Source organism: Micromonospora sp. NPDC005205 (assembly GCF_040608275.1).
GTDB lineage: Bacteria > Actinomycetota > Actinomycetes > Mycobacteriales > Micromonosporaceae > Micromonospora.
In genome coordinates, this window is the sequence record NZ_JBEXHV010000021.1 from 1 (window position 1) to 18,896 (window position 18,896).

Here is an 18,896-nt window from a genome sequence, read left to right on the forward strand (position 1 = left end):
CGCCCCGCGCCCCGCGCCCCGCGCCCCGCGCCCCGCGCCCCGCGCCCCGCGCCCCGCGCCCCGCGCCCCGCGCCCCGCGCCCCGCGCCCCGCGCCAAGATCGTGCTCGAACCAGGATGTAGTGGCATCAGCGACGCGCCGAGACCACTACATCCTGGATATTGCGCGATCTTGGGTCCGAGTCGGCCTTCTTCTCGACAAGATCCGCTCAACTTCGGGGAACTTGCGGCGTCACAGCGCGCCGAGGCAGCACTTTCCCTGCAATTGAGCGGATCTTCACGGACCCGCCGGACCAGACTGCGGATCCCGCCGGGCCGGACACCCGGCGGCCTGCCGTTGTGTCTCGCGGATCTTGACGGTCGCCGGATGGCGTGGTCGGGTTTCGGAATGGGTGAGCAGTGGCGGGCACAGTTCGACGCGGAGGTGAGCTTCGCCAACGGCGGCGGGCTGCGTACCGAGGGGTTCCGGCTGGACATTCCCGGTCGGGAGATCACCGACGACGAGCTGGCGGCGTTGTTCGTCCGGCACCTCGGGCTGCTGATGGTCGCCGACGTCCGGATCAGCGCCAGGACGATCATCGAGGAGCCGCACAAGGGCGGCCGGGGGGTCGCGGTCGACGGATCCGGCACCGAACGCCGGCTGGTCGAGCTGAGCCACGTGATCCGCGGCGGGATGACCACCCTGCCGGGCTGGCCGGGTCCCCGGATCACCGACTGGCTGACCTTCGCGGCATCCCGCGAGCGGTACGCCCCGGACACCGAGTTCCACGTGGCCCGGATCGAGATGATCGCCAACACCGGCACGTACCTGGACACGCCCGCCCACCGCTGGGCCGGCAGGGACGACCTGACCGCTGTGTCGCTGGACCGTCTCGCCGACCTGCCGGGGGTGGTGGTCCGGGTGCCGGCCGGCATCCGCGCGGTGGACCGGCTGATGCTGGCCCCATACGAGGTGAGCGGCCGGGCGGTGTTGCTGCACACCGGGTGGGACGCGCACTTCGGCACCGAACGGTACGGCGCTCCGGAAGCGCCGTACCTGACCGGCGACGCCGCCCAGGCGCTTGTCGACGCGGGGGCGGCCCTGGTCGGCATCGACTCGATCAACATCGACGACATGAGCCCGACGGCCGCCGGCGTACGCCCCGCGCACAGCGCGCTGCTCGCCGCCGGCATCCCGATCGTGGAGCACCTGACCGGCCTGGATGCGTTGCCGCCGAGCGGGTTCCGGTTCACCGCTGCCCCGCCGATGGTGGCCGGCATGGGCACCTTCCCGGTTCGCGCCTTCGCCGTCGTCAACCCCTGACACCGCCCGCGACCCCTGCCGCAACCTGCGACGCGACCCGCGACCCGCGACCCGCGACCCGCGACGCCTACCGCCACCCGCGACGCCTGCCGCACGGCCAGCGGCGGTCGCGACCGGGCCGCCGGGGCGACGAGTTGGTTCCACCCTGCGGTCCACAAAACGGACCATAGGCTAACAACGTGGACAAGGAATCGCGCGGCACAGCTCGCGACTGGGCGCCGCGCAGCATCGGACTGCTCCTCGGCACCCTCGTACTGGCCACGGCGTTCATCGCGGCCTACGTCGGCGCGTTGCACCAGCCCACACCCCGCGACCTGCCGATCGGCGTCGTCTCCAGCGACCAACGCGCCCAGGCGACGCTCGACGCCGTGCGCGCCCAGACCACCATCCTCAAACCCATCGGGTACGACGACCCGGCCGCCGCCGAGCACGCACTGCTCAGCCGCGCGGTGTACGCCGTACTCAGCACCGGAGAAGACAACGGCCTGCTCCTCACCGTGGCGAGCGCCTCCGGCCCCTCCGCCACCAGCGCGATCAAGGAGGTCCTCGGCACCGCCACCACCCGTACGGGCACCTCGCTCCGGATCGTCGACAAGGTGCCGGTCACCCCGGCCGACCCGCGCGGGGTGGTGCCCTTCTACCTGAACGTCGGGTACGTCCTCGGCGGCTATCTCGCCTCGACGGTGCTCGGGATATCCGCCGGCACCACCCCCCGTACGGCGCGACGAGCCGGACTACGCATCGCCGCCCTGGCGGTCTACAGCGTGCTGCTCGGCATCGCCGGCGCGGTGGTGGTCGGACCCGTTCTGGACATCTGGCACGGCGACGTACCGACGATCGCCGCCATCGGCGCGCTGGCCGTCTTCGCCGCCGCCATGTTCGCCAGCGCCATTCAGGGCTGGCTCGGCGTCGCGGGCACCGCGCTGGTCATCCTGCTGTTGGTGGTGCTCGGCAACCCGGGCTCCGGGGGCATCTACGCGCCCGAGTTCCTGCCCGGGGTGCTGCGCGGCATGCACCGCTGGAACATCCCCGGGCTCGCCAACGACTTGACCAAGGCCGCTGTGTACTTCGACTGGCGGTCGGCCGGCTGGCCGGCTTCCGCCCTCGGGATCTGGGCGGTGCTCGGAGGGCTCGGACTCGTCAGCGCGAGCCTGGTCCGGGGTCGCCGGACCGCCCCCTCCGGCCCTGCAACGACCCGCACGGCCCTCTCGCCGGACCGCGACGGTGGTTGAGATCACCCCGGAAAACACCCTTCCCACGGCAGTGGATCATCAGGGGGCCCTCCAGACATCCGCTGCGCGCGGATACCATCCAGTAAGTCGGACAGCGCTGTCCTTCGTATCCACGTAAGGGAGCGCATCGTGACCGACCAGCACGACCACGACGGCCCGGACGCCGCACTGCGCGCCGACATTCGCCGACTCGGCACCCTGCTCGGCCAGACCCTGGCCCGCCAGGAGGGTCGCCCGCTGCTCGACCTCGTCGAGGAGATCCGCGCCCAGGTCCGCTCCGACGCCCCGGCGGCCGCCCAGCGCCTCGGCGGGCTCGACGTGACCACCGGCACCAAGCTGGCTCGCGCCTTCTCCACCTATTTCCACCTGGCCAACATCACCGAGCAGGTGCACCGGGCACGGGACCTGCGCCGCCGCCGCGCGGTGCAGGGCGGTTGGCTGGACCAGGCCGCCAAGATGATCGCCGAGCGCGGGGTGCCGGCCGAGGAGATCGCCAACGCGGCTCGCCGGCTGGCGGTGCGACCGGTCTTCACCGCGCACCCGACCGAGGCGGCTCGTCGCTCGATCCTGTCCAAGTTGCGGGCGATCGCCGACGAGTTGGACACCGAGACCGCCAACGCGATCCTCTACGGCGCCAGCGACGAGGGCCCGGCCAACCGCCGGCTGGCCGAGTTGTTGGACCTGATGTGGCAGACCGACGAGCTGCGGCTCGACCGGCCGGACCCGACCGACGAGGCCCGCAACGCCATCTACTACCTGCGCGACCTGTACGCCGAGGCCGCCCCGCAGGTGCTCGACGACCTGGCCGACACGTTGCGCACGCTCGGTGTGGAGACCTCACCGACGGCCCGGCCGCTGAGCTTCGGCACCTGGATCGGCGGCGACCGCGACGGCAACCCGTTCGTCACCCCGGCGGTCACCCGCGAGGTGCTGACCATCCAGCACGAGCACGGCATCGCGGCCACCGAGAAGGCGATGGACCACCTGATCAGCGAGGTCTCGGTGTCCCGCCGACTCCGCGGGGTCTCCCTGGACCTCTCCGCCAGCCTCGCCGCCGACCTGGACGCGCTGCCCGAGGTGGCACAGCGCTTCCGCCGGGTCAACGCGGAGGAGCCGTACCGGCTCAAGGCACGCTGCGTGAAGGCGAAGCTCGCCAACACCCGGCTGAGGTTGCGCCAGGGCACCGCACACGTACCGGGCCGGGACTACCGGGGCTCCGCCGAGCTGATCGCCGACCTGGACCTGCTGCGCGCCTCGCTGGCCCGCAACTCCGGGCAGCTCACCGCGGTCGGCCGGCTGGCCTCCACCATCCGTACGGTCTCCGCGTTCGGCCTGCACCTGGCCACCATGGACGTCCGGGAGCACGCCGAGGCGCACCACGCGGTGCTCGCGCAGCTCTACGAGGCGGTCGGCGAGGTCTCCGACTATCCGGCGCTGACCCGGCTGGAACGCACCAAGCTGCTCGCCGACGAGCTGACCGGTCGCCGTCCGTTGTCGACACTGGACACGTCGCTGTCCGAGCCGGCCCGCAAGACGTTCGACGTGTTCAGCACCATCCGGGAGGCACAGGACCGGTTCGGCGCCGAGGTGATCGAGTCGTACATCATCTCGATGACCCTGGGTGTCGACGACGTGCTGGCCGCGGTGGTGCTGGCCCGCGAGGCCGGCCTGGTGGACGTGCACAGCGGGCGGGCCCGGGTCGGGTTCGTGCCGCTCCTGGAGACCCCGGCCGAGCTGAACTCCGGCGGCGAACTCCTCGACGAGTTGCTGTCGCTGCCCGCGTACCGGGCGCTGGTGACGGCCCGGGGTGACGTGCAGGAGGTCATGCTCGGCTACTCCGACTCGAACAAGGAAGCCGGCATCACCACCAGCCAGTGGTCGATCCACCGGGCGCAGCGCGCGCTGCGCGACGTGGCCGCCCGGCACGGTGTGCACCTGCGGCTCTTCCACGGCCGGGGCGGCACTGTCGGGCGCGGCGGCGGGCCGACGCACGAGGCGATCCTGGCGCAGCCGTACGGCACCATGGACGGCGCCATCAAGGTGACCGAGCAGGGCGAGGTGATCTCCGACAAGTACACCCTGCCCTCGCTGGCCCGGGAGAACCTGGAGCTCACCCTCGCCGCTGTGCTCCAGGCGACCCTGCTGCACACCGCACCCCGGCAGCCCGCCGAGATGTTGGAGCGCTGGGACGCGACGATGGACGTGGTCTCCGAGTCGGCGTTCCGGTCCTACCGGTCGCTCGTCGAGGACCCGGACCTGCCCGCGTACTTCTGGGCGTCCACCCCGACCGAGCTGCTCGGCGCGCTGAACATCGGCTCCCGGCCGGCGAAGCGCCCGAACACCGGCGCCGGGCTGTCCGGGTTGCGGGCCATCCCGTGGGTGTTCGGCTGGACGCAGACCCGGCAGATCGTGCCGGGCTGGTTCGGCGTCGGCTCCGGGCTGGCCGCCGCCCGCGAGGCCGGTCTGGCGGACGTGCTGGCCGAGATGCACCGCAACTGGCACTTCTTCCGCACGTTCCTGTCGAACGTCGAGATGATGTTGACCAAGACCGACCTGAGCATCGCCCGCCGGTACGTCGAGACGCTGGTGCCGAAGAAGCTGCACCCGATCTTCGAGCAGATCGAGCAGGAGTACGAGCTGACCAAGCGGGAGGTGCTGGCGGTGACCGCCTCACCGGCCCTGTTGGAGAACTCGCCGGTGCTCCAGCGCACCCTGGCCGTCCGCGACACCTACCTGGAGCCGCTGCACCATCTCCAGGTGGCGCTGCTGCGGCAGTACCGGGAGTCGGGTGCCGCCGGCCGGGCGGTCGCCACCGCACCGGGCGGCCGACGCGCGCCGAGCGACGGCACCGCCCTGGAACGCGCGCTGCTCACCACTGTGAACGGCATCGCGGCCGGGATGCGCAACACCGGCTGATCAAGAGGTACGACAAACGGGCCCCGGTCGTTGCGACCGGGGCCCGTTTCGGTGGGTCTGAGCGACAGTCAGAAGTCGCCGCCGCCGAAGTCCCCGCCCCCGAAGTCGCCACCGCCGAAGCCGCCGCCACCGAAGTCCCCACCGGCGTAGTCGCCGCCGCCGAAGTCGCCGCCCTGGTCGCCGCCGCCGAAGTCCCCGCCCTGGTCGCCGCCGTCGCCCCCCTGGTCGACGCCGTCACCGAAGCCCTCCTGGTAGCCGGCGTCGTAGCCGTACCCGGGGTCGGCGAAGGCGGGCGAGAAGAGCGCGTCAGCGATCAGGATGCCGCCGAGCACACCGGCACCGGCACCCAGCGCCGTCTTCCACCAGGGCGTCGAATACCAGCCGGCGGGCACCGGTCGACCCTGATAACGCCCACCCGGGTAGTAGTAGGGCGTTTCCCGGCCGGGTTGTGGCCCGGCCCGGAAGGTCTGCCCCTGCACATCGACCTCACGCTCCTTGGTGAGCTGCCCCACGCCGCGGGCGGCGGCCAGGGTCGGCACCTCGGGGCCCGGATCGATGCCCAGCGCCGTGCGCGCCGCCCGGATGTACGCCAGACCCTCCAGCGCGGTCTCCCGGGCCAGCCCGAACTGGTGCGGCGTGGACGCCTGTTCCAGCTGGGAGCCCGCCGCGTTGTACCGCTCACCGGCGTCGGCAAGCGCCTGGCGTACCGCCGGGTCGTCGCCGTGCAGGTTCATCAACTGACCGCCGAGGCGCTCGTACCACCGCTGCGCCTCCGCGCGGGCGTCGGCGAGCTCGGTGCGCCGACGGGCACCGGCCTGAGCGCGGACGAGCGCGGCGGCGCCCAGCGCGCCGACCAGCACAACGGCGAGACAGAGCACAAGTTCCATGTCATCGAACGTACCCCCGGTCCGCACGTCGTATCCGTCTGGCAAGCTCCGGTGATGGACGTCTCGACGCTGCTCCTGGTGATCGTGTGCCTCGGCACCGGCGGGGCGGTGGGCTGGCTCGCGGCCCGGTCCCGGTCGGCCGCCGACATCGCCCGACTGGACGCCACCCTGGCCGCCACCCGGGAGGGCGAGGGTCGGCTGGAGCAGTCCATGCGGGCGCTCAGCTACGAGGCCACCGCACAGTCCCAGGAGGCGGTGGCCCGGGCGGTCGCGCCGCTGCACGACACCCTGCGCCGCTACGAGCAGCGGGTGGCCGAGCTGGAGCACGACCGCGTCGACGCGTACGCCGAGCTGCGTGAGCAGGTCCGCTCGATGAACGCGGTCTCCGGTGAGCTGCGTACCGAGACCAAGCAGTTGGTGGCGGCGCTGCGCGCACCGCAGGTGCGGGGCCGCTGGGGCGAGCACCAGTTGCGCCGGATCGTCGAGGCTGCCGGGATGCTGGAGCACTGCGACTTCTCCGAGCAGGTCACCGCCGACAACGACGGGCAGGTTGTCCGCCCCGACCTGGTGGTCCGGCTGCACGGCGGCCGGTCGGTGGTGGTGGACGCCAAGGCCCCGTTCGACGCGTACCTGACGGCCATGGAGGCCCGCGACGAGCGCGGCCGGGACACCCACCTCGACGCACACGCGCGGCACCTGCGGGGGCACGTCGACGCCCTGGCCGCCAAGTCGTACTGGTCGGCGTTCGACAACTCGCCCGAGTTCGTGGTGCTGTTCGTCCCGGCCGATCCGTTCCTCGACGTCGCGCTCCAGCGAGACCCGTCGCTGCTGGAGCACGCCTTCACCCGCAACGTGGTGCTGGCCACGCCGGCCACACTGGTCGCGCTGCTCCGCACCGTGGCCTACTCCTGGCGGCAGGAGGCACTGGCCCGCAACGCGCTCGCCGTGCACACTCTCGCCCGGGAGCTGTACGGCCGGCTCTCCACCCTGGGCGACCACGTGGGCAAGCTCGGGTCCTCGCTGGCCGGTGCGGTGACCGCCTACAACCGGGCGGTCGGCTCGCTGGAGGCCCGGGTGCTGGTCAGCGCCCGCAAGCTCGCCGAGTTGGGCGTGTCGGACGACGAGTTGGCCACCCCGGCCCAGGTCGAGTTGACGCCCCGGCAACCGCAGGCACCCGAGCTGGCCGATCCGGCCGACGACGAGGCCTCGAACCGCTCGCCGATCATGTGACAGTACGTATATCCGCATGTCACGAACTGGTCACAAGGGACTGACCAGTAGTGACAGTGCTCGCCGCTACCACGAAAGATTCTGCTCACCCGAGCGCCCTTCTCTGAAGGGCCCTGTTCTCTGGAGGTAAAGAGAACGTGAGCAGACTCCGAAATATGAGCCGGCGCACCTCAGCCGCGCTCTTCGCGTCGGTCCTGGCGGCGAGCGCCATGACGACGATGGGTGGTGCCGCCACCGCGGCCGCCGCTCCCGCCACCACACCGGACGCTTCCCCGGCCACCGCCGCCGAGACGCTGGGCGCCCACGACGCCAAACTGCTCAGTGAGGCCCGCGCCAAGAAGGCTCCGACCGTCACGTTGATCGTCGCCACCGAGAAGGGTGAGGCGGGGGACGTCGCCGACAGCCTCACCAAGCTCGGCGGCATTGTCAGCCAGCGGCAGGACAGGGTCGGCTTCGTGCTGGCCAAGGTTCCGACCGACCGGGTCCTCAAGGCGGCGCGGCTGCCGGGCGTCTCGGCCGTCGACCTGGACGAGGTCATCCAACTGCCGGACCCGGCCCCGGAGCGCACCGCCACCGGCACCGCCGGCGCGCGGCAGGCCACCGTCGCGGCGCCGGGAGAGACCACCCCGGCCGACAACCCCTACATGCCGACGAACGAGACCGGCGCGGTGGCGTTCACCGCGGCCCACCCCGAGTGGGACGGCCGGGGCGTCACGATCGGCATCATGGACTCCGGTGTGGACCTGGCCCACCCGGCGTTGCAGCAGACGACCACCGGCGAGCGCAAGATCGTCGACTGGGTCACCGCTACCGATCCGTTGGAGGACGGCTCGTGGCGGCGGATGCAGGCCGAGGTCACCGGCCCGTCGTTCACCATCGCCGGCGGCACCTGGACGGCACCGGCCGGCACGTACCGGTTCAACCTGTTCAGTGAGTCGGTCACCACAGCAAGCGACGCCCGGGGTGACGTCAACCGCGACGGCGACACGACCGACACCTGGGGTGTGCTCTTCGACCCGGCCACCAACAACATCCGGGTGGACGCCAACCAGAACCTCAACTTCACCGACGACCCGGTCATGCGGCCGTACAAGGAAAAGTACGACATCGGCTACTTCGGTACCGACAACCCGGCGACCCCGGTCGCCGAGCGGCAGCCCTTCGTCGTCGAGTTCCGCAAGAACGTGAACACCACGCCGATCGGCCTGCCGGGCACCTACGACTACGTCAACATCGGCATCGTCGAGAGCACCCACGGCACCCACGTCGCCGGCATCACCGCCGCCAACGACATGCTCGGCAACGGAGCCTTCGACGGCGCCGCGCCCGGTGCCAAGCTGGTCTCCGCCCGCGCCTGTTCCTGGGGCGGCGGCTGCAGCGCGGCTGCCCTCACCACCGGCATGATCGACCTGGTGGCCAACCGTGGCGTCGACATCGTCAACATGTCGATCGGTGGCCTTCCGGGCCTGAACGACGGCAACAACGCGCGGACGAACCTCTACAACGAACTGATCGAGACGTACGGCGTGCAGTTGGTCATCTCGGCCGGAAACTCCGGCCCGGGTCTCAACACCGTCGGCGACCCGTCGGTGGCCAGCAACGTGATCAGCGTTGCCGCCAACATCAGCAAGGACACCTGGCTGGCCAACTACGGCTCGGTCGTGAAGAAGAAGAACGCCCTGTTCAACTTCTCCTCCCGTGGCCCGCGCGAGGACGGCGGCTTCAAGCCGAACATCGCCGCCCCCGGCTCGGCCATCTCCACCGCACCGACCTGGCAGCTCGGAGCCCCGGTCCCCGAGGCCGGTTACGCGCTGCCCTCGGGCTACGCGATGCTGAACGGCACCTCGATGGCGTCTCCGCAGACCGCCGGCGCCGGCGCGTTGCTGCTCTCGGCGGCCAAGGCCACCGACCGGGGCGTCAGCCCGGCCGCACTGCGGCGGGCGCTGTTCAGCTCCGCCAAGCCGATCGCGGACGTGCCGACGTACGCGCAGGGCTACGGCATGGTCAACGTTCCGGGCGCCTGGCAGTTGCTGCGCCAGGGCGTCGAAACCCGGTCGTACGTCTCCGACGCGCCGGTCTGCAGCCCCCTGGCGGAGCAGCTGACCATTTGGAACGGCGTGAAGTTCGTGCCGAACCCGGGCCGGGGCACCGGCGTCTACAACCGCTGCACCTCGTCCGAGGGCGGCCAGAAGGTCGGCCAGAGCAAGACGTACCCGGTCAAGCTCACCCGCACCAGCGGCCCGGCCGGCACCATCAAGCACACCATCACGCTCCAGGGCAACGACGGCACCTTCAAGGCGCCGAAGACCGTCGCGTTGCCGCTCAACAAGGCCGTCACCATCAGCGTCACCGCCAAGCCGGCCACCGAGGGCGCGCACGGCGCGATCGTGCGGATCGACGACCCGGCCACCAACGTCGTCGACTTCGAGGTGTCCACGGTGGTGGTGGCCTCGAACGACGTGAAGAAGCCCACCTTCTCGTACGCGAACGAGGGCTCGGTCGACCGCAACGGCTTCACGTCGTACTTCGTCACGGTGCCGGAGGGCGCCAAGGCACTCCAGGTGAACCTCTCCGGAATCGCCACCGATTCGCAGACCCGGTTCATCGCGATCAACCCGTTGGGTGTGCCGGTGGAGGCCACCACCAGCACCGTCTGCTACACCAACTTCTCCGACGTCAACGTCTGCAAGCCGCAGGAGCGTGACTACCAGAACCCGCTTCCCGGGGTCTGGGAGATCGAGGTGGAGGCGCGGCGGACGTCCCCGGCGCTGAACAACCCGTTCAAGCTCCAGGCGCGGGTGCAGGGCCTGACGGTCGAGCCGGCGCTGGTCGAGCTGCCCAGTGTCGAGGCCGGCGAGCCGACCCCGGTGAGCTGGACGGTCACCAACGCCTTCGGTCCGGTCTCGGTCAGCGGCCGCAGCGGCGCGCTGACCGGTGTGCGGACCGAGCGTCCGACCATCACCGAGGGCGGCCCCAACCAGGAGTGGACCGTCGAGATCCCGGCGGGTACGTCGACGTTCACCGCCCGGATCGGCAACCCCGCCAACGCGGGCGCCGACCTGGACCTGTTCGTCTACCGGGGTACCACCGAGGTCGGCCGGGCCGCTGACGGCGACTCGGAGGAGGCGGTCACGCTGACCAACCCGGCCGCCGGCACCTACCGCGTCGTGGTGGAGCCGTACGGGGTCGACGGGCCGGGGACCAGCACCGCCTACGACTACTACGACGCGTTCGCGTCCGCGTCGCTGGGCACGATCACCGCTCCGGCCGTCGCGGTGCCGCTGATGCACGGCGAGTCGGCCACCATCACCGGCACGGTGACCGCGGTGGCCGTTCCGGCCGACGGGCGTCAGCTCTCCGGTGAACTGGCGATCGTCACCAGCGAGGGTGCGATCGTGGGTCGCGGCAACGTGTCCATCGGTGCGGTGAACTGATCCGCTCGTAACACCGGCAGGAGCCCGTCCCCACGTTCGGGGGCGGGCTCCCGCATGTCAGGGGTGGAAAGGGTCAGGACCGGTGGGCTGCCGTCACGACGAACGGGGTGCCCTGCTGGCAGGTGGTCATCATGCCGGGCTCCACCCGACCGGTGACCTCGACCCGGGCACCCGGCGTCAGCACCTCACGCGGGCCGCCGAGCAGCAGGTAACCGTCGAGCAGCACGCAGCCGGGCTCCACACCGCCCTGCACGGTGCCGCTCAGGGTGGTGGCCCCGACGCCCGGCGGCGTGCTCGGGCCGCCCGGTTTCGGAGTTTTCAGTCCGGGCGGCACGCTCCGGGTGCCGGTCTCCGGCGAGGGCGTCGGGTCGGGCGTGGGCTGGCTGGTCACCGGCTGTGCTCCCGTCGGTGTGGGGGTGGGTGTGCCGCCCCCGACACCCTGGCCGCCGCAGGCGCTCAGCGCCACGCAGACGGCCAGCGCGGGGACGGCGAGCCGAAGAGTCCTCATGCCGAATCCGACGTACGCCGACCCGAGTTCGTTCCGTGCTTCAGCCGCGCGCCGCGGCGGCCTTCATGTCCCGCCTGAGCTCCTGCGGAAGCGAGAACGTGAGCCGCTCGTTGGCGGTGGTGATCTCCTCGACGTCGGCGAAGCCGCGGGCGGCGAGGTGGACCAGCACCTCCTGGACCAGGTCGTCCGGGACGCTCGCGCCCGAGGTCAGGCCAACCGTGGTGGCCCCCTCCAGCCAGGCGTCGTCGATCTCGTGCGCGAAGTCGACCAGGTGACCGGCGCGGGCGCCGGCGTCCAGGGCGACCTCGACCAGGCGGACCGAGTTGGAGGAGTTCGTCGAGCCGACCACGATCACCACGTCACAGTCGGCGGCGATCTCCTTGATCACGTGCTGCCGGTTGGAGGTGGCGTAGCAGATGTCGTCGCTGGGCGGGGACTGCAACAGCGGCAGCCGCTGCTTGAGGCGGGCCACCGTCTCCAGCGTCTCGTCGACCGAGAGCGTGGTCTGGGAGAGCCAGACCACCTTCTCCGGATCACGTACGGTGATCTTGTCGGCGCCGTCCGGGCCGTCCACCAGCTGGATGTGCGCGGGGGCCTCACCGGCGGTGCCGATGACCTCTTCGTGCCCCTCGTGGCCGATGAGCAGGATGTCGTAGTCCTCGGCCGCGAAGCGCCGCGCCTCGTGGTGCACCTTGGTGACCAGCGGACAGGTCGCGTCGATCGCCTTCAACGAACGCGCCTTGGCCTGCTCGTGGACCTCCGGTGCCACACCGTGCGCGGAGAAGATGACGGTGGCGCCCTCCGGCACCTCCTCGTTCTCCTCGACGAAGATGGCGCCCTGGGCCTCCAGGGTCTGCACCACGTACTTGTTGTGCACGATCTGCTTGCGCACGTAGATCGGAGCGCCGTAGAGCTTCAGCGCCTCCTCCACGGTCTGCACCGCACGGTCGACGCCAGCGCAGTAGCCGCGGGGCTTGGCCAGGAGCACGCGTTTGCCGGTCCGGTGAGTCGCCTGAGCCTCAGTCACCACCCCATCGTACGTGCCACCGCTCCACCCGCCACCGGCCCGCGCCCCGCCCATCCCTGCGTTGATCATGAAGTTATTGCTGTGACACGCCGGCACGGAGGGCAATAACTTCATGATCGACGGGCCAGGCGGGGGAGGTCCGTAGGGTGGGCGGGTGAGCGAGGGCGGGCGGGTGGGAAGCGGCGGGGCCAGCGGCGGGGGCGGCGGCGGGGGCGGCGGGGCGAGCAGCGCTGAGGAGCCTTGGCCGGTACGGGTGGTCAGCCAGAAGGTGGGGGCCTGGATCGCCAAGCTGGGCTGGGTGTGGGTGGACGGGCAGGTGGCGCAGATCAGCCGCCGCCCCGGGGCCAGCACTGTCTTCCTCACCCTGCGTGACCCATCGGCCGATCTGAGCCTGACCGTCACGACCAACCGGGACGTCCTGGACTCCGGCGCGCCGGAGCTACGCGAGGGCGCACGTGTCGTGCTGCACGCCAAGCCCGAGTTCTACGCCGCCCGGGGCACGCTGAGCCTGCGGGCCGACGAGATTCGTCAGGTGGGGCTCGGGGAGCTGCTGGCCCGACTGGAGAAGCTCAAGAAGCTGCTCGCCGCCGAAGGGCTCTTCGACCGCGCCCGCAAGCGTCGACTGCCGTTCCTGCCCGGCCGGATCGGGCTCATCACCGGTCGCGCGTCGGCGGCCGAGCGGGACGTGCTGACAAATGCCCGGCGGCGCTGGCCGGCCGTGGAGTTCCGGACGGTCAACGTGGCCGTGCAGGGCCCGTCCGCGGTGCCACAGATCGTTGACGCGCTCAAGGTGCTGGACGCCGACCCGAGCATCGACGTGATCATCATCGCCCGGGGTGGCGGCGGCATCGAGGACCTGCTGCCCTTCTCCGACGAGGCGCTCTGTCGCGCGGTGTTCGGCTGTCGTACGCCGGTGGTCAGCGCGATCGGCCACGAGACGGACGCGCCGTTGATCGACTATGTCGCCGACGTCCGCGCGTCCACCCCGACCGACGCGGCGAAGCGGGTCGTCCCCGACCTCACCGAGGAGGTACGCCTCATCGGTCAGGCCCGGCACCGCCTCGAACGGGCGGTGCGCAACCTGGTCGACCGGGAGACGCACCGGCTGGACGGGCTGCGTTCCCGACCGGTGCTGGCCCGACCCCAGGTGATGGTGGAGCATCGGGCTACCGAGCTGACCGCGTTGCGTCAGCGGGCCGGCCGCTGCCTGGAGCACCGGCTCGGGGCCGCCGAGGACGACCTGCGGCACACCCTCGCCCGCCTGCGCGCCCTCTCCCCCGCCGCCACCCTCGACCGGGGGTACGCGATCGTGCAGCGCACGGATGGCCACGTGGTCCGCGCGGCGGCGGAGGTCGGAAAGGGCGACCCGCTGCGGGTACGACTGGCCGACGGCGAGCTGGCCGCCACTGTCGATGGCTGAGTGGCGACGCGGCGCGGTGGGGAGTGGTGTGCTGAGATGAACGCGATGACTGATGACACGAAGGCCGGGCCGGATGAGCGGCTCAGTTACGAGCAGGCCCGCGCCGAGCTGGCCTCGGTGGTGGAGCGGCTGGAGGCCGGCGGCACGTCCCTGGAGGAGTCGCTGGCCCTCTGGGAGCGCGGTGAGGCGCTGGCGGTGATCTGTCAACGCTGGCTGGATGGTGCGCGGGCGCGGATCGACGCCGCCCGGCAGGAGCCCGCCTCCTGACCGACCGCCGGTGGGGCGGCCGGAGCCGCCCCACCTCGGCACGTCAGTTGAACAGGCTGTACAGCTCGGCCGGCGCCTCGACGACCTGGTCCGCCGGCGGCTTCTGCGCGGCGGTGGCGGCACCGTAGTCGGAGTACGTCATCTTGATCTCCTGGGCGGTGGTCTGCCCGGCGGCCGGCAACTGCAGCACCAGCTCGCTGAGCCGGCCCTGCGGGTCGACCTTCGCGGTGAACGGAACGGTCTTCGCCTGGGTGCCCAGCGCGGCGATCGTGGCGGCATTCAACGAGCCCGCCTCGGCGGCCTTGGTGACGTCGATGGTGCCGGCGTACGCGCCGGTGCCGGTGCTGCGGACCTCGGTGATGCCCTGGGTGAGCACCGCGCTGCCGGCCGGGTCGACCTTCTCGAAGTCGAAGCCGAGGCTGCGGTTGCCCTTGATCCGGGTCTGGTCGAGGTGCTGGTACTTGCCGAGATTGAGCTGCTTGATGGCGGGCAGGCTGTTGGCGGTGGGGCCGCTCAGCTCCAGCTTGACCCAGCTGTCCGGCTTGAAGTGGATCACATCGAGCTTCATCGCCAGGTCGGACGAGGGGCCGCCGATCGAGATCTTCATCGCCGCGCTCTGGCTCGGCTGGTGCACGAGCCCCTCCGCCGTCGAGCCGGCGCCGGCGAGGGTGAACCGGAAGTTCCCGTTGCTGATCTCCTTGGTGGAGTCGAGCAGGGCCTGCTTGGCGTCGCCCGCGACCGGAGCACCGGACGGGCTCGCGGTCCCGGACGCGCTCACCGTCGGGGAAGGCGTCGATCCGGCGGTGCCGGTTCCGCTGGCGCAGGCGGCCAGTGCGGGCGTGATCAGGGCGGCGGCTACCAGGCCGGCGCCGAGTCGTCGAACAGTCATACGTGTCTCCCAAGGGGGTCACCCGACGACCTGGACGGCGCCGGAAACTCCGGCGACGCAGCAGCACCGTCGGCTGCGTCGCGCGACCCGGGCCGAGCAACGCGCCCGGATCACCCCTTCCTTCTTCCCTGTCGACGCGTCGGACAATCACCCTTCGGGCCTGTTGCCCAGATTCCGCGCCGACGGGGCCATTCCACCGGGTCCGGTCAGCGCAGCGAGCCGGCCAGTTCGCGGAGTTCGTTGTCCCGGGCGTCGCCGACGACGATCACCGTGCGGGTCGGCTCCAGCAGGACCAGCGCCTGCTGATTCCCCCGGGCCGTGTAGAGCTGCCAGGAGCGCCCGGCCAGCTCGGTGGGGCCCTGCGGTTGGCCCTGACTGGTCAGCTCGGCGGGGAGCAGACGGTCCGCCGGGACGCTGCTCTGCAGCAGTTGGACGCCCCGACCCTCCGGCGTGAGGTAGCCGAGTCGCAGGTTCGCACCGCCCTCGACGGTCTGGTAGCGGGCGCTGACCGTCTTCCAGTCGGCGCCGAGCCCCTGCGGCTGGCTCACCGGGAAGACGTTCGCCGAACGTGCCTGCTCGATGGCGGGCGCAGGATCGACTGTGGTGGCCTGGTCGCCGCCGAGGAATCCCCGGTAGAACGCCAGGAGCAGTGCGATCGGGACGAGCAGCACCAGCAGCGAGATCGCCATGTCCTTCGGCGACCGCTCGGACTTGCCGGACACCGCTGGTGGCGGTGGGGTCGGGTCGGTCGCGGCGGGCTCACCACTGCGGCCGGCGGGGGCGTCGGCCGGCGGCTGACCGTCGGGCGGCGTGCTGTCGGCGGGTACGCGGTCGGCAGGCTGTGCGGGTTCCACCCCGTTATCTTCGCAGCCGCCCGACCGGCGGTATCCAGGCCATCACCGCCCCGCGCCGCCGCCCGGTCGGCCATCGTGTGAGGATCAGCGACAAAGCCGGCAGTGGGGGCCTCCCCGTCGCCGGTCGTCCCCGCACCGTCGCGAGGAGGAGTAGCCGTCATGACGAACACCAGGACGCGGATCCCACAGGATCTCGACCGAAACCTTGCCCTCGACCTGGTCCGGGTCACCGAGGCCGCGGCGATGGCCGCCGGCCGTTGGGTCGGTCGGGGCGACAAGGAGGGCGGCGACGGGGCCGCGGTCGACGCGATGCGCAAGCTGATCAACTCGATCCAGATGCGCGGTGTGGTGGTGATCGGCGAGGGCGAGAAGGACAACGCCCCGATGCTCTTCAACGGCGAACACGTCGGCGACGGCACCGGCCCGGAGGTGGACGTCGCCGTCGACCCGGTGGACGGCACCACCCTGATGAGCAAGGGCATGCCGAACGCGGTGGCGGTGCTCGCCGTCTCCGAGCGCGGTGCGATGTTCGACCCCAGCGCCGTGTTCTACATGGAGAAGCTCGCCGTCGGGCCCGCGTACGCCGACGTGATCGACATCAACGCCGGTGTCGCGGAGAACCTGCGCCGGATCGCCAAGGTCAAGGGCACCGACGTCTCCGAGGTGACCGTCTGCGTGCTGGACCGGAGCCGTCACGACGACCTGGTCACGCAGATCCGCCGGACCGGGGCGGGGATCCGGTTCATCTCCGACGGCGACATCGCGGGCTCGATCGCGGCGGCCCGGGGCGAGTCGGACGTCGACGTCCTGATGGGCATCGGCGGCACCCCGGAGGGCATCATCTCCGCGTGCGCGCTGAAGTGCATGGGCGGTGCGATGCAGGCCAAGCTGTGGCCGCGCGACGAGCAGGAGCGGGAGAAGGCGATCGCCGCCGGGCACGACCTGGACCGGGTGCTGGGCACCGATGATCTGGTCACCGGCGACAACTGCTTCTTCGTGGCGACCGGGGTCACCTCGGGCGACCTGCTGCGCGGGGTGCGTTACCGGGCGGGCGGCGCGTACACCCAGTCGATCGTGATGCGCTCGAAGAGCGGCACCATCCGGGTGATCGACTCGTACCATCGGTTGGAGAAGTTGGCGCTCTACTCCGCCGTCGACTTCGATGGTCGTCCGCTGGCCGAGCAGGAGTGACAATCACCGACACGGCGACCCCGCAGACCCTGTCGGCCGCCCGCCGGATCACCGGCGTCGCGCTGGCGTCGGCCTCCGGGGTCGCGGTGGCGGTGCAGTCGCGCATCAACGGCGAGCTGGGGGTACGCCTCGACGACGGTTTCGCCGCCGCCGTGGTCTCGTTCGGCATCGGCCTGCTGGTGCTGCTGGTGCTGGTGCCCGCGACCCCCGGTGGTCGGCGCGGGCTGGTCGCGACGCGGCAGGCCCTGCGGACGGGCTCGCTACGGCCGTGGCAGTGCCTCGGCGGGATGTGCGGGGCCTTCCTGGTGGCCACCCAGGGCCTCACGATCGGCACGTTGGGCGTGGCGGTCTTCACCGTGGCGGTGGTCGCCGGCCAGACCGGCAGCAGCCTCGCCGTGGACCGGGCCGGAATCGGGCCGACCGGCCGGCAGCCGGTCACCCGGCAGCGGCTGGCCGGAGCGGTGCTCACCGTGCTGGCGGTCGGCCTGGCGGTCGGCGACCGTCTTGGCGACCTGGGCGCGCTGGCGCTGGCCCTGCTACCACTGCTCGCCGGGGTGGGTATCGCCTGGCAGCAGGCCGTCAACGGTCGGGTCCGGGCGGCGGCCGACAGTGCGCTGACCGCCACGCTCGTGAACTTCGCCGTCGGCACCGCCACCCTGCTCGTCGCGTTCGCGATCGACATCGCCGTACGCGGCTGGCCCGGCGGTGAGCTGCCGTCTGAGCCGTGGCTCTACCTGGGCGGCCCGATCGGCATCGTGTTCATCGCGATCGCCGCCGCGATCGTGCGCTTCACGGGTGTGCTGCTGCTCGGCCTGGCCACCATCGCCGGGCAGATCGTGGGCGCGGTCCTGCTGGACCTGATCCTCCCCACGGCGGCCTCGCACCCGGGTGTGAACACCCTGCTCGGGGCCGCGCTGACAATGGTGGCGGTGCTGATCGCCGCGCTGGCACCCCCCGTCCGTCGACGGTGATGCCCGAGTGTGACGACCGGGAGCCGACCAGTCAGTGACAGCTTGGCAAGAGCTGACCATTTGAGTGGACTTAGTACGGTCGATCTAAGCTGCAGACAGAGGGTGCTCAACGCGAGAGGCGCGGCCACCTCCAGCCAAGAGGTCCGCCCTACCTGTCGGGGTCGAGCACCAGGCAGCCTGGAATTCGGCTATCTGAAGGGGTTATCCGTGACTCAGCAACCACATTCGCCTGCCCCCAGCGCCCCAGCCCTCACCACACAAGGACGGACCAACCCAACCGCGCTGTCGGCGGCCGTCTTCGCCGCCCTCTCCGTCGTGTTTCTACCGCTGGCCTGGCTACTCGGCGCGGCGGCCGTCCTGACTGCTCGCCGAGCGCGCGCCGAGATCACGCGAACCGGGGATCGTGGCGAATCCCTTGCCACAATTGCGCTGACCACCGGCTGGGCAACTATCGCCATCGTGACGGTCATCTATTCGGGCGTCTTGCTGTCGGCAGTCTTCTAGAGGTCCCCCATCCCTCTAAGGGCCCTCGTGGCACCGACGGCCAGCACAAGCACCACCGACCTCTAGAGACATCGACGCGCAAGGGACTCCAAGCGGCGGTCTCGTCGCCTGACGCAATAGACCGAAGTTAGCCCCAAGTCAACATCATGTTGCGGTTGAGTTACTCCTTGTCGCGTGACGAGCTTATCTCTCACACGGGGGTGTGGTTACGGCGCGGGAACGCCGTAACCACGTGTCCCCCACACCACACCTTGGGAGGAACATG

At 71.2% G+C, this 18,896-nt stretch carries 15 protein-coding genes; 10 read left to right on the forward strand and 5 right to left on the reverse strand.

Going from position 1 to position 18,896, the window contains the following annotated elements; genetic code table 11:
• The first annotated feature begins 365 nt into the window (after positions 1–365).
• The 3 genes from ABZU43_RS27965 (at position 366) to ppc (ending at position 5,449) form a co-directional block, all read left to right on the forward strand.
• Positions 366–1,301, forward strand: a complete 936-nt coding sequence (locus tag ABZU43_RS27965; protein WP_355009426.1) for a cyclase family protein — start codon at positions 366–368, stop codon at positions 1,299–1,301.
• 179 nt (positions 1,302–1,480) lie between these two features.
• A complete protein-coding gene (locus ABZU43_RS27970; protein ID WP_355009427.1) occupies positions 1,481–2,533 on the forward strand; it encodes a hypothetical protein in 1,053 nt (350 codons plus the stop codon).
• A gap of 129 nt (positions 2,534–2,662) precedes the next feature.
• A complete protein-coding gene (gene ppc, locus ABZU43_RS27975) occupies positions 2,663–5,449 on the forward strand; it encodes a phosphoenolpyruvate carboxylase (protein ID WP_355009428.1) in 2,787 nt (928 codons plus the stop codon).
• 68 nt (positions 5,450–5,517) lie between these two features.
• Here the strand turns inward: ppc and ABZU43_RS27980 are convergent, their stop codons facing one another.
• On the reverse strand, positions 5,518–6,336 hold the full coding sequence (locus ABZU43_RS27980) for a hypothetical protein (RefSeq protein ID WP_355009429.1): 819 nt from the start codon (positions 6,334–6,336) through the stop codon (positions 5,518–5,520).
• A 54-nt stretch (positions 6,337–6,390) separates the two neighbouring features.
• Between ABZU43_RS27980 and ABZU43_RS27985 the strand changes: the two genes are divergently transcribed.
• Complete coding sequence (locus ABZU43_RS27985; RefSeq protein ID WP_355009430.1) at positions 6,391–7,566, forward strand: DNA recombination protein RmuC; 1,176 nt, start codon at positions 6,391–6,393, stop codon at positions 7,564–7,566.
• A gap of 137 nt (positions 7,567–7,703) precedes the next feature.
• Entirely contained in the window at positions 7,704–11,000 is a 3,297-nt protein-coding gene (locus ABZU43_RS27990) for a S8 family serine peptidase (protein ID WP_355009431.1), read from the forward strand.
• A gap of 73 nt (positions 11,001–11,073) precedes the next feature.
• On the opposite strand, the gene ABZU43_RS27995 is transcribed toward ABZU43_RS27990, so the two are convergent.
• Both ABZU43_RS27995 and ABZU43_RS28000 read right to left on the reverse strand, forming a co-directional pair.
• Positions 11,074–11,508 carry a hypothetical protein gene (locus ABZU43_RS27995; RefSeq protein WP_112581935.1) on the reverse strand — a complete coding sequence of 145 codons (435 nt, stop codon included), beginning with the start codon at positions 11,506–11,508 and terminating at the stop codon, positions 11,074–11,076.
• A 40-nt stretch (positions 11,509–11,548) separates the two neighbouring features.
• Positions 11,549–12,535: a 4-hydroxy-3-methylbut-2-enyl diphosphate reductase gene (locus ABZU43_RS28000; RefSeq protein WP_355009432.1), complete on the reverse strand. Its 987-nt coding sequence runs from the start codon at positions 12,533–12,535 to the stop codon at positions 11,549–11,551.
• 172 nt (positions 12,536–12,707) lie between these two features.
• Here ABZU43_RS28000 and xseA point away from each other — a divergent pair, with 172 nt between their 5' ends.
• Together xseA and ABZU43_RS28010 are read left to right on the forward strand one after the other, a co-directional pair.
• Positions 12,708–13,955, forward strand: coding sequence for an exodeoxyribonuclease VII large subunit (gene xseA, locus ABZU43_RS28005; RefSeq protein ID WP_355009507.1), 1,248 nt, complete (start codon positions 12,708–12,710; stop codon positions 13,953–13,955).
• Between the two features lie 45 nt (positions 13,956–14,000).
• Complete coding sequence (locus tag ABZU43_RS28010; protein WP_030328827.1) at positions 14,001–14,222, forward strand: exodeoxyribonuclease VII small subunit; 222 nt, start codon at positions 14,001–14,003, stop codon at positions 14,220–14,222.
• A 43-nt stretch (positions 14,223–14,265) separates the two neighbouring features.
• Here the strand turns inward: ABZU43_RS28010 and ABZU43_RS28015 are convergent, their stop codons facing one another.
• On the reverse strand, positions 14,266–15,111 hold the full coding sequence (locus ABZU43_RS28015; protein ID WP_355009433.1) for a hypothetical protein: 846 nt from the start codon (positions 15,109–15,111) through the stop codon (positions 14,266–14,268).
• A gap of 206 nt (positions 15,112–15,317) precedes the next feature.
• Positions 15,318–15,965: a DUF4245 domain-containing protein gene (locus tag ABZU43_RS28020; RefSeq protein ID WP_355009434.1), complete on the reverse strand. Its 648-nt coding sequence runs from the start codon at positions 15,963–15,965 to the stop codon at positions 15,318–15,320.
• Positions 15,966–16,124: 159 nt separating this feature from the next.
• Between ABZU43_RS28020 and glpX the strand changes: the two genes are divergently transcribed.
• The 3 genes from glpX (at position 16,125) to ABZU43_RS28035 (ending at position 18,631) form a co-directional block, all read left to right on the forward strand.
• Positions 16,125–17,156, forward strand: coding sequence for a class II fructose-bisphosphatase (gene glpX, locus ABZU43_RS28025; RefSeq protein ID WP_238661612.1), 1,032 nt, complete (start codon positions 16,125–16,127; stop codon positions 17,154–17,156).
• A 2-nt stretch (positions 17,157–17,158) separates the two neighbouring features.
• Positions 17,159–18,127 carry a DMT family transporter gene (locus ABZU43_RS28030; protein ID WP_355009508.1) on the forward strand — a complete coding sequence of 323 codons (969 nt, stop codon included), beginning with the start codon at positions 17,159–17,161 and terminating at the stop codon, positions 18,125–18,127.
• 207 nt (positions 18,128–18,334) lie between these two features.
• A complete protein-coding gene (locus ABZU43_RS28035) occupies positions 18,335–18,631 on the forward strand; it encodes a DUF4190 domain-containing protein (RefSeq protein WP_355009435.1) in 297 nt (98 codons plus the stop codon).
• Positions 18,632–18,896 lie beyond the last annotated feature (265 nt).